The sequence below is a fragment of the Curtobacterium sp. MCLR17_059 genome (assembly GCF_003234665.1).
Classification (GTDB): Bacteria; Actinomycetota; Actinomycetes; order Actinomycetales; family Microbacteriaceae; genus Curtobacterium; species Curtobacterium flaccumfaciens.
Genome location: NZ_QKSU01000017.1, coordinates 40,617 through 52,160 on the forward strand (window position 1 = coordinate 40,617; position 11,544 = coordinate 52,160).

Below are 11,544 nucleotides of genomic sequence, written 5' to 3' on the forward strand. Positions count from 1 at the left end.
CCCCTAGCTCCGGGCCCGCGTGCGCGGGTCGATCAGTCCGTACAGCAGGTCGACGACGAGGTTCGCGCCGAGGACCGCCAGGGTGATGAACAGGAAGATGCCCTGCATGAGCGCGTAGTCGTTGTTCGTCACGGCGGACAGCAGCTTCGACCCGATGCCCGGGTACGAGAACACCTGCTCGGTGACGACGGAACCGGACACGATGAACCCGAGGGAGATCGCGAACCCGGCGACGGACGGCAGCACGGCGTTCCGGGCGGCGTAGTTCCGCAGGATCTTGCCGTCGGACAGGCCCTTCGCCTGCGCGGTGGTGATGTAGTCCTCGGACAGCGTCGACACCATCATGTTGCGCATGCCGAGCAGCCAGCCGCCGAGCGACGCGAGCACGATCGTCACCGCCGGCAGCACCCCGTACTGCACCGCCGAGACGATGAAGTCCCAGTTGAACCCGGGCGTCAGGATGACGTCGTAGCCGCCCTGCGCCGGGAACAGGTGCAGCCCGGTGGCGAAGAAGTACACCAGGATCAGCGCGAGCCAGAAGTACGGCACCGCGGCGAGCAGCGTGGTGGCCGGCACGAACGAGTCGAGCCAGGTGCCGGGCCGCCACCCGACGAAGGCCCCGAGGCCGACGCCGATGATCGCGGCCACGATGGTGGCGATCCCGACCAGGGCGATGGTCCACGGCAGCGAACTGCCGATCACCTCGGTGACGGGTGCCGGGAAGTAACTGACGGACACGCCGAGGTCACCGCGGAACACGTTGACCAGGTAGTGGCCGTACTGGGAGATGAGCGGCTCCGAGGAATCGCCACCGAGGAGCAGCTCGTACGCCTCCCGGGTCGCCGGGGTCACCTGCCCGCCGCGCTGCTGGAGCTTGGCGAGCAGGATGTCCACCGGGTTGCCGGGCAGGAGCCTGGGGATGATGAAGTTCAGCGTCAGGGCCGCCCACAGTGCGACGACGTAGAAGCCGATCTTGCGCAGGAAGTAGGTCATCGTCGAGTGCTCCTCGGTCGCGATCCCATCGGTGTCAGCCCTTCGCCGGCTTGAGCGCCTTGAAGATCTCGGCGTTGTCCGGGCTCGCCCAGACCGCCGGGAACGCGTACAGGTCGTCCTTCGTCGGCCAGCCGGTGAACTTCGCCGCGTGGAACTCGCTCGTCGTGCCGCCGGTCATCACGGGGATGTAGGGCAGGTCCTCGACGATGTGCTCCTGGATCGTGTCGAGCTCGGGCTGGGTCGCCGCGGTGTCCTCGGGGTTGATCGTGGCGAGCTTCGCGATGGCCTTGTCGACGTCGGGGTTGCTGTACCGCGAGATGTTCATCGGGGCCGCTTCACCGACCTTCGCGGTGTTGGCCGTCGTGAAGTAGTTGTTGTACAGGTAGTACGGGTTCGCCGTCGGGCCCTGGCCGAGCGAGTCGATCGCGAGCTCGAAGTTGCCCTTGGTCTTCTTGTCGGTCCACTCGTTCCACGACGACTGCTGCGCCTTGAGCTCGATGCCCGCGGCCTTGAGCTGCTGCGTCATCGTGTCGATCGCGGTGATGTAGTCGGTCCACCCGGTGACGACCTCGACCGTCAGGGACAGCTTCTTGCCGTCCTTGGCGTAGATGCCGTCGGAGCCCTTCTCCCACCCGGCGTCCTCGAGGGTCGAGGCGGCCGCGTCGGTGTCGGCGGTCTCCGGCATCACGGCCGGCTCGATGTCCTTCGAGATGGTGTCCTTCTGCGTCGTGGTGAGCGCGAACGTCGGCGAGATCTCGCTCGCGGTGTTCTCGAACGCCAGTGAGTTGAGCTGCTTGCGGTTGATGGCGTCGGCGATCGCGTGGCGGACGGCCGGGTCGGTCTGCGGGCCGGCGCAGCCCAGGTCGGTGTTCGCGCAGGTCAGCAGGGCCATCTGGTTCTGGCCGACGGTGATGCCGTCGTAGCCGTTGTAGTTGGCGGGGATGTCGTCCATGTTCGGCACCGGGCCGGTCTGCCAGTCGATCGACCCCTGCTTCAGTGCGTCGGCGCCGGCGGTGTTGCCGGAGAGCGACAGGTAGCGGATGGTCTTCACGGCCGGGGCGCCGTCCCAGTACTTCTTGTTCGCCTCGAGGGTGAACGCCTGCGCCTTGAAGGTGCCGAGCGTGTACGGGCCGGTGCCGACGGGCTCACGCACGACGTCGGTGGTCGGGTCGATGTCCTTCCACAGGTGCTCGGGCACGATCCAGGTCTTGCCGAGCAGGTTCGGGCCGAGCACGAACGACGGCTTGTCGAACGAGACGACCACCTTGTCGTCGCCGTCGGCCTTCGCGGTGCCGTCGTAGCCGATCGAGTTCAGGGCCTTCTGCTTCTTGAGCATGTCGAGCGTGAACACGACGTCCTTCGAGGTGAAGGGCTCGCCATCGCTCCAGGTGGCTCCGTCGCGCAGCGTGATGGTGAGCTGCGTGCCGTCGTCGTTCCACTCGTACGACTTGCCGAGCAGCGGCTTCGGGTCCTTCGTGTTGACGTTGGTGATGAAGAAGAGCGACTCGTAGATCGTGCCGACGCCGCCGATGTTCGACGGCGACCACGGGTTGAAGTTGATCTGGTAGTCGCCGGACTGGCCGGTGTACGCCACCAGGGTCGAGGCAGCGGCGTCGTTCGTGCTGGCGGTGCCGCTGGAGCTGCAGCCGCTGAGCGCGAGGCCGGCTGCGAGGAGAACGGCGCCGCCGATGGCGAGCCGTGAACGGGTTGGGTTGAACATCGTTGTCCTCTCGGTCTGCGTCGTCGCAGGGTCCACGTTGTGAGCGTGATTGTTACACGCGTAAACTAAGGCGGTCAAGGGGTCGGGTCACGGCCCCGTAACGATGAGGAGACGCAATGGAGCGGACCACCCTGGACGGCACGTGGACCCTCGAGGCGGTGACCGGGCCCGAGCAGTCGGCGGAGCACCGCGAACCGGTCGAGGCGCAGGTCCCCGGCTGCGTGCACACCGACCTGCTGCGGGCCGGCCGGATCCCCGACCCGTTCGACGGCGACGGCGAGGCCGCCACCCAGTGGATCGGCGACACCGTCTGGCGCTACCGCCGCACGTTCGAGTGGACCGCGCCGGACGAGACCCGCCACGACCTCGTCGCCGAGGGCCTCGACACCCTCGCCACGATCGAGCTCAACGGCATCGTCGTCGCGACCACCGCCAACCAGCACCGCTCGTACCGGTTCCCCGTCGGGCACCTGCTCCGACCGGGCACGAACGAGCTCGTCGTCACGTTCGACGCGCCCGTCCCCGCCGCCGAGCGTCTGTCCGCACTGCACGGCGGCGAGCTGCCCCACGTCAACCACCACCCCTACAACGCGCTCCGCAAGAACGCGTCGAACTTCGGGTGGGACTGGGGCGTCGACGTCGCCACGAGCGGCGTCTGGAAGTCGATCGGCATCGAGTCCTGGAGCGGCGTCCGCATCGCGGGCGTCCGCCCGCTCGTCGACCTCGACGGCACCACCGGGGTGCTGACGGCCCACGTCGACGTCGAGCACGCCGGCTCCACCGGCTCCTTCTCGCAGGCCATCGGCAGCGCGCCCGTCGCGTCCGCGGACGGTTCCGCGGGCACCGGCCTGGAGGCCCGGATCACCCTGGCCCCGCACCCCGCGTCCGCAGGACACACCGGTTCCGACACCGGCGGCCGGGTGGTCGGCGCACGCCCCGTCGTCGACGGCGCGGCGACCGTCCGCCTCGAGGTCCCCGACGTCGCCGTCTGGTGGCCCCGCGGCGAGGGCGACCAGCCGCTGTACGACGTCCGGGTCGAGGTCGGCGACGACGTGTGGACCGGCCGCGTCGGCTTCCGCACGGTCACGCTCGACACCGCCGCCGACGCCGGCGGTGCGCCGTTCCTGCTCCGCGTCAACGGCCGTCCGGTCATGGTGCGCGGGGCGAACTGGATCCCCGACCACGCGTACCTGACCGAGATGACGCCCGAGCGCTACGCGGACCGGATCCAGGACGCGATCGACGCGAACATGAACCTGCTCCGCATCTGGGGCGGCGGCATCTACGAGTCCGACGACCTGTACGACCGGTGCGACGAGCTCGGCGTCCTGGTGTGGCAGGACTTCCTGTTCGCCTGTGCCGCCTACGCCGAGGAGCCCTGGCTCGCCGACGAGGTCGAGCCCGAGGTCCGCGAGGCCGTCACCCGCCTCAGCCCGCACCCGTCGCTCGTGGTGTGGAACGGCAACAACGAGAACCTCGTCGCCTACGCCGAGTGGGGCTGGCGGCCGTCGCTCGTCGGCCGGACCTGGGGCAACGGCTACTACCGTTCCCTGCTGCCGGCGGTCGTCGCCGAGCTGGACCCGACCCGGCCGTACACGCCGGGCAGCCCGTTCTCGTTCGACGAGTACCTGACGCCGAACGACCAGCGGAACGGCAGCGTGCACATCTGGGACGTCTGGAACCGGCTCGACTACCGCGCCTACGCCGACTGGGAGCCGCGGTTCGTCGCCGAGTTCGGGTTCCAGGGTCCGCCGGCGTGGTCGACCCTGACCGCGGTGGTGCACGACGAGCCCCTCGACCCGGACGGCCACGAGATGCTCGTGCACCAGAAGGCCGACCAGGGCAACCGGAAGCTCGCCGACGGCATGCGGGGGCACCTGCCCGAGCCGACCTCCATCGAGGACTGGCACTTCGCCGCGCAGCTCAACCAGGCGCACGCGATCCGCTTCGGCATGGAGTGGTTCCGCTCCCGCACGCCCGACAACACCGGCATGGTCGTCTGGCAGCTCAACGACGACTGGCCCGTGGTCTCCTGGGCCCTGGTCGACCACGCCGGCATCCGGAAGCCCGTCTGGTACGCCGTCCGGCAGGCCTACCAGCCCGTGCTGCTCACCGTCCAGCCGTCGTCCGGTGGCCAGGGCGGCGACGGCGACGGAGGTCTCGACGTCGTCCTCGTCAACGCGTCCGGGGCGCCGGTCGCCGACGAGGTCACGGTCTCCCGCGTGGCCTTCGACGGCACCGTGCTCGAGTCGTCGTCGTTCATGCTCGCGGCCGCCCCCGCCGATGCCGACCGGGCGCAGCTGCCGTCGTCGCTCGCGGTGCCGGGCGACGCCGGTTCCGAGGTCCTCGTCGTCACGGGAGCCGGCACCCGCACCGTGCACGACTTCGCCGAGGTCGTCGACCAGGCACTCGAGCCCTCGCCGCTGTCCACGGTCGTGTCGGCGACGGAGGACGGCGCAACGGTCACCGTGACGGCAACGGCGTACGCGCGCGACGTCTCGCTGTTCCCCGACCGCGTCGATGCGGCCGCCCGCGTCGACGACGGCCTGGCGTCCCTGCTCCCCGGCGAGTCGGTGACCTTCACGGTGACGGGCGCGCCGGGCATCGCTGCACAGGAGCTCGTCCACCCGCTCGTCCTCCGCCACGCAGGTTCGCTGCTGCCCTGACCCGGGTGCCCTAGGGGGGGGACGGCGACGTTCCCTCGCGCCGCTGACGGTTCCGGTTCACGATCCCCCGGGTTCGCGAACCGGAACCGTCACCCGAGCACGCCCGCACACCTCCGCTGCACCCGCAACCCGGCAGCACCGCCGCTCGCACCGGCACCACTCGCACCCGCACCACTCCCACCCGCAATACCGCAGCCGGCAGCCCCCGACAGCGCAGCCCGCAGCCCGCAGCCCGCAGCCCGCAGCCCGCAACAGCGCAGCCTGCAGCACCTGCAGCACCTGCAGCACCTGCAGCACCTGCAGCACCTGCAGCACCTGCAGGCTGCAGCACCGCAGCCCGCGGACGGAGTGATCGTCCCGCACCGCGCCTCGTTCACCGCGCGGCGCCCCACCGAGCGCCCCGGGACGGCCATTTCCTCTCGACGCGTGACGGTTCTGGTTCACGATCGCCGAGGATCGCGAACCAGAACCGTCACGTCGCCGATCAGGAAACCCTTCCTCCGCCGAAACAGCGCGGCTGACGGCGCTCAGTCGATCGCGCGGAGCTCCAGCACGATCGCGGTCGCGGGTGCGAGCAGTGGCAGCCGTGCGCCGACGTCCTCGAGCACGGCGCCGGTCAGTTCCAGGTGTCCGCGCACGAGCCACTCCGGCGGCACCATGTCGAGCCCGCGCGGCACAGCGAGCCCGGACACCGGGGCGAGCCGGTAGCGCCGCGACCGGTCGAGTCCGCGCATCCGGAGCGGCACCGGCAACGACCTCGGCCCCGTCTCCGTCCGCGCCACCCGCACCAGCGCCCGCGCACGGTCGGTGGCCACGACCGACGTCGCCACCGTCCCCGGTTCCCCGAGGTCCAGGTGCCGCAGCCGCCCGGAGTGCAGCAGCCCGCGCTCCCGTCGGTACAGCGCCGTCCAGGCCCGGAGCCGGTCGAGCTCCTCGGGCGACAGCTTCGTGATGTCGGTCTCGATGCCGGCCGAGCCGAACAACGACACCGCCATCCGGAAGTCCAGGTCGAGGTGCCGGCCCGTGGTGTGCGAGATCTCCGGCCCGACGTGCGAGCCGATCAGCTCGAGCGGGAGCAGTGCCTCGGTCCAGCGCTGGATCGGCAGTCGCTCGAAGGCGTCGTTCGAGTCCGACGGCCACACCCGGTCGGTGCGCTCGAGCACGCCGAGGTCGATCCGGGCACCGCCGCTCGCGCACGCCTCGATCTCGAGCCACGGGTGCCGCGCACGCAGCTCGTCCATCAACGCGTAGACGCCGCGGGTGTGCGCGTCGATGCCGGCGCGTCCCGCGTGCACAGCGTGCACGATGTCCCGGTTCTGGTCCCACTTCACGAAGTCGACGTGGTGCTCACCGATCACGCGGGACATGCTCTCGAGCACGTGGTGCCGGGCCAGTGGGTTCGCCATGTCGAGCACGTACTGGTTCCGCCACGTGCGGACGTCGTCCTCGGGGCGCTGCAGCATCCACTCGGGGTGTGCCTCCGCCAGCTCGGACACCGGGCTGGCCATCTCGGGCTCGAACCACAGCCCGAACTCCATGCCGAGCGCGCGTACGCGGTCGACGAGCGGTGCCAGCCCGTCCGGCCACACCGACGGGTCGACGCGCCAGTCCCCGAGCGAGGTCGAGTCCGACCGCCGGCCGAGGAACCACCCGTCGTCGAGCACGAACCGCTCGACGCCGATGTCCGCCGCCGTCTCGGCCAGGGCCACCAGGGGCTCGAGCTCCTGCCGGTAGTAGACGGCCTCCCACGTGTTGAGCACCACGGGCCGGGGTCGTCGCGGGTGCCCCGGGCGGCTGCGCAACGAGTCGTGCAGCCGGTCGGACAGCCCGTCGATCCCGGTGTCGCTCCACACGAACACGGCGTCGGGGGCGGTGAACGACTGCCCCTCGCCGAGCACGACCTCGCCGGCGCGCAGCAGTTCTCCGGCACCGAGCAATGGTCGCGCCTCGGCGAGCTGGTCGTACCGGTACACGGAGTCCGCGCTCCAGGCCAGGTGCACCGCCCACAGCTCACCCTCGGCGTCCGAGAACCCGGGCGTCCCGAGCACGAGCAACGTCGGCGAATCGTGGCCCGTCCGCCCGCGACGGCTCTCCCGCGCGTGGCTCCCGGCCGTCGCCCCCCGGCGCTGCGGTGTGCGCTCTCGGGTCCACCGTCCGCCCAGGTCGAGCACCTCGGTGATCCGCTCGCCCACCGGCAGCGTCGCCTCGAGCGCCTGCACGTGCACGGGCTCGGCGTGGGTGTTCGTCACCGTGTGCCGCACCCGCAGCACCCCCGCGGAGTCGAGCGCGAACTCGCTCCGGAGCGCCAACGAGTCCGACTCGGCGGTCACGACGATCCGCTCGTCGTCACCGATCACCACAACGTCGAGCCACCGCGGCACGAGCGGCAGCCCGTCCACGTGCCCCGCGATCCCCGGTCGCCCCTCCCACCCGTCGCGCTCGGTCGGCAGCACCGTGAGCGGCCACCGCGCGTCGAGCGCACTCGGTCCGAGCGGCCGGCCGAGTGCGAGCAGCAGGTCGGCCGCGTCGTCCGGCGCGACGGGCCCGACGTCCCGACCCCAGTGCAGCACCTCGGGCAGCCCGTCCGCAGCGGAGGCCAGCACCAGCGACACCCCGGCTGATCGCAGCACGTGCACGCGTCGATCGCCTGCACCGACGGCTGTCGACTCGCGCTCCACGACGGTCACGAGGCCCGCTCCTCGCGCAGCACGCGGACGCGTCCGGCCGGCACGACGGTGTCCGGCCCGTGGCCGGACCCGTCGAGCAGGTCCGTGCCGGACGCGACGACCGTGATGTCGTCAGCGCGGTGGTTGACGAGGAACAGGAAAGCAGAACCGTCGTCGCCGACGCGACGCACCGCCTCCAGGCCGGGAGGCCCGGTGACCGTCCGCAGGATCCCCCGCTCCGCGATCACCCCGTCCACGAGCCGTTGGATGCTGTCGTCCGCGAGCATCGCGGACACGTACCAGGCGCCGCCGCCGACGGCGCGGCGTGTGACGGCGGGCCGGCCCGCGAGCGGGCCGTCGGTGTAGCGGAGCACGGACTCGGCGTCCTCGAGGACGACCGCCTCGGCCCAGTCGGTGACGACCTCGCCGTCGTCGAGGGTCCAGCGTTCGTCGCGCTGGAGCGGGGTGAACTCCTCGCTCCAGGCGCCGAGCACCTCGCGGAACGCGCCCGGGTAGCCGCCGGTGCGGATGCGGGCGGTCTCGTCGGCGACGCCGGACAGGTACGTGACGATCAGGGTCGCGCCGCGGTCCACCACGGCGGACAGCCGCGCGGCGGTCGCGTCGTCGACGATGAGCATCGTCGGCACGACGACCACGTCGTAGCCGTCCAGGTCGGCGTCGGCGGGGACCACGTCCGTGAGCACCTGCCGGTCGTGGAACGCGCGGTGCCAGGCGCGGAGCTCCCGGCCGTAGCGCAGGCCCCGGTGCGGCTTGAGCCCCGACTGCACGGCCCACCCGGAGGCCTCGTCCACGACGATCGCGACCCGGGCCGGCTCGACGCGGGTGCCCTGGACGGGTGCGAGGGCCTGCAGTGCCCGGCCGAGGGCGAGCACCTCGCGCCAGATGCGTGTGCGGGTGCCGGCGTGCGGGAGCATCGCCGAGTGGAACTGCTCCGCGCCCGCGGTGGAGGCCCGCCACTGGAAGAACAGCGCCCCGTCGGACCCGTGCGCGACGTGCGCCAGGGCGTTCCGGACGAGCTCCGCGGGTTCCTTGGCGCGGTTGCGCTGCTGCCAGCTCGGGCCGCCCGTCGAGTGCTCCATCAGCAGCCAGGGGCGGCGGTCCGCCGACATCCCGCGCATCCGGTCACCGGCCAGCGCGAGGTCCTGCTCGCGGCGGGTGTCGTCGACGAGCGTGTAGTGGTCGTTCGCGACGATCGCCACGTGCTTCGCCCACCCGGCGTAGTCGACGACCTGCGACCCAGCGCCCACCATGAAGTTCGTCGTGACCGGCACGTCCGAGTGCTGCTCGATGACGGCCTTCTCGGCGTCGTACTGGCGGAGCAGGGCGTCGGACGAGTACCGCTCGAAGTCCAGCGCGAGCCCGGGGTTCGGTGCCCCGCCCACACCCCGTGGCGGCGAGACCTCGTCGAACGAGGTGTACGTGTGCCCCCAGAAGGCCGTGCCCCACGCGTCGTTCGCGGCCTCGACGTCGCCGTACTTCGCGACGAGCCAGTGCCGGAAGTCCGCTGCCGACTCCTCGCAGTAGCACCGGCCGTTGCCGCCGCCGAGCTCGTTGCTCACGTGCCAGAGCCGCACCGCGGGATGCCGACCGTACCGCTCCGCCAGCGCGTCGACCATGCGGAGCGCGTACTCCCGGAACAGCTCGGAGGCCGGGCACCACCCGAGTCGTCCACCCGGTCGCTCTCGCCGCTCCGTGGCGTCCACCGGGAGGATCTCCGGGTGTGCGGTCAGCAGCCAGTTCGGTGGAGCAGCGGTCGGCGTCGCGAGGTCCACCGCGATGCCGTGCTCGTGCAGCAGCGCGAGCACGTCGTCGAGCCACTCCCATGTGAAGTCCCCCGGCGAACGCTCGAGCAGTGCCCACGAGAACACCCCGACGGTGACCAGGTTCACCCCGGCCTCGCGCATCAGGCGGACGTCCTCGAGCCAGGTCTCCCGGGGCCACTGCTCGGGGCTGTAGTCGCCGCCGAACGACAGGCCGTCGGTCGGCCACGGGACGGTGGGGGCAGCGGTCACGGCATCTCCTTCGATGGTGTGGACCGCTCAAGCCTCCCGTCTGCGTCCGCGTTTGTCAACGTGTGTAACTAACGCGTCGACAGCTCTGCAAGGCCGGTCGCGGGCTACTCCCCCAGCAGCCGACGGATGGCGAGGACCGCCCCGGCACGTGCCCACTCCGAGAACTCGAACGGCTGCACCTCCACCGTGACCGGCTCGGTGTACGGCGCCAGGGCGGCCCGCATCGACTCGTCCACGGTCGCCCGCGCCAGGTCGTACACGGGCAGCCCGTCGCCCGTCAGCACGATCGCCGAGGGGTCCGCGATGTGCACCGCGGTGGCGAGCAGGACCCCGAGGGCGCGGCCGGCGTCCTCGAACGCAGCGAGGGCGCCCTCGTCGCCGTCCCGCGCGAGCTCGACCACCTGGTCGTACGTCTTCCCCTCGTGGCCGGCGTTCCGCACGATGACCGGACTCGGCAGGTAGCTCGAGGCGCACCCGGCGTGACCGAGACCGCAGTCCGGACCGCCTCCGAGGACGGGAAGGTGCCCGATGCGCCCCAGTCGCCCGTGCTCCCCGGTGGAGACCTGCCCGTTCGCGATGAGCCCGAGGCCGAGGCCCTCACCGACCGTCACGAGCACCATCGACCCACGGCCGGCGCCCGCACCGAACCAGTGCTCCTTCGCCGTCAGCGCATGGACGTCGTTCGCCGTGAACGTGGCGATCCCGGTCCGCTCCTCGAGCATCCGGGCGAAGGGCACCTCGTGCCACCCGAGGAACACCGACGCCGCGACGACGGACTCCCCCGCCCGCACCATGACGTCTCCGGGCAGCGAGACCCCGATCGCACAGATGGCCGGGTGCGCATCCCGGAGCCGCTCGAGCACCAGGGTGATCTGCTCCGCGAGCGACTCGGCCGCGGTGTCGTCGATCGCCTCTTCGTGCAGGGCGAGGACCCGTCCGCCCAGGTCCGTGACCGCGGCGTACAGGCGGTCCTTCGTCAGCTTGATGCCGAGGAACTCCCACTGCCCGCTGCTCACCTGCAGGAGCTCAGACGGGCGACCGGTGGCACCACGCACATCAGTCCCGACCTCGACCACGAGCCGCTGTGACACGAGGATGCGCATGGCTCGGGTGAGGCTCGCCCGTGAGAGCCCGAGTGACCGGGCGATCTCGGCACGGGAGAGGACCCCGTGGATGAGGATCTCCCGCAGCGCCAGTCGGGAGCCGTCGGGCAGGGCCGGCCAGGCTTCGGTCATCGTTCCTCCGTCGTCGGCTGATCCTACGGCCTGACCGGTCCCCTTCGACAAGGACCCAGAACGGGCCGCAAACGCAGAAAACCCCTGACCACGAATGGTCAGGGGTTCCCTGGTTCTTACTACGTTAAGTCCGGCGGCGTCCTACTCTCCCACAAGGTCCCCCTTGCAGTACCATCGGCGCTGAGAGGCTTAGCTTCCGGGTTCGGAATGTGACCGGGCGTTTCCCTCTCG

The 11,544-nt window shown here is 71.2% G+C and carries 6 protein-coding genes and 1 rRNA gene; 1 reads left to right on the plus strand and 6 read right to left on the minus strand.

Features of this window, described 5'->3' with window-relative positions; genetic code table 11:
- Positions 1 to 3: 3 nt before the first annotated feature.
- A complete protein-coding gene (locus DEJ12_RS17125) occupies positions 4 to 993 on the minus strand; it encodes an ABC transporter permease (RefSeq protein ID WP_071247140.1) in 990 nt (329 codons plus the stop codon).
- A gap of 34 nt (positions 994 to 1,027) precedes the next feature.
- Complete coding sequence (locus tag DEJ12_RS17130; protein WP_111031007.1) at positions 1,028 to 2,713, minus strand: ABC transporter substrate-binding protein; 1,686 nt, start codon at positions 2,711 to 2,713, stop codon at positions 1,028 to 1,030.
- A gap of 116 nt (positions 2,714 to 2,829) precedes the next feature.
- On the opposite strand from DEJ12_RS17130, the gene DEJ12_RS17135 reads away from it, so the two are divergent.
- Positions 2,830 to 5,379: a glycoside hydrolase family 2 protein gene (locus DEJ12_RS17135; protein WP_111031009.1), complete on the plus strand. Its 2,550-nt coding sequence runs from the start codon at positions 2,830 to 2,832 to the stop codon at positions 5,377 to 5,379.
- 527 nt (positions 5,380 to 5,906) lie between these two features.
- Here the strand turns inward: DEJ12_RS17135 and DEJ12_RS17145 are convergent.
- The 4 genes from DEJ12_RS17145 to rrf all read right to left on the minus strand — a co-directional run.
- Positions 5,907 to 8,066, minus strand: a complete 2,160-nt coding sequence (locus DEJ12_RS17145; RefSeq protein ID WP_258375603.1) for an alpha-galactosidase — start codon at positions 8,064 to 8,066, stop codon at positions 5,907 to 5,909.
- Positions 8,063 to 10,078, minus strand: a complete 2,016-nt coding sequence (locus DEJ12_RS17150) for a beta-galactosidase (protein WP_111031013.1) — start codon at positions 10,076 to 10,078, stop codon at positions 8,063 to 8,065. The genes DEJ12_RS17145 and DEJ12_RS17150 overlap by 4 nt, the downstream gene beginning before the upstream one ends.
- Before the next feature lie 104 nt (positions 10,079 to 10,182).
- Positions 10,183 to 11,313: an ROK family transcriptional regulator gene (locus DEJ12_RS17155; protein ID WP_111031015.1), complete on the minus strand. Its 1,131-nt coding sequence runs from the start codon at positions 11,311 to 11,313 to the stop codon at positions 10,183 to 10,185.
- Positions 11,314 to 11,441: 128 nt separating this feature from the next.
- Positions 11,442 to 11,544: ribosomal RNA gene (rrf, locus tag DEJ12_RS17160) — 5S ribosomal RNA — on the minus strand; the annotation flags it as partial.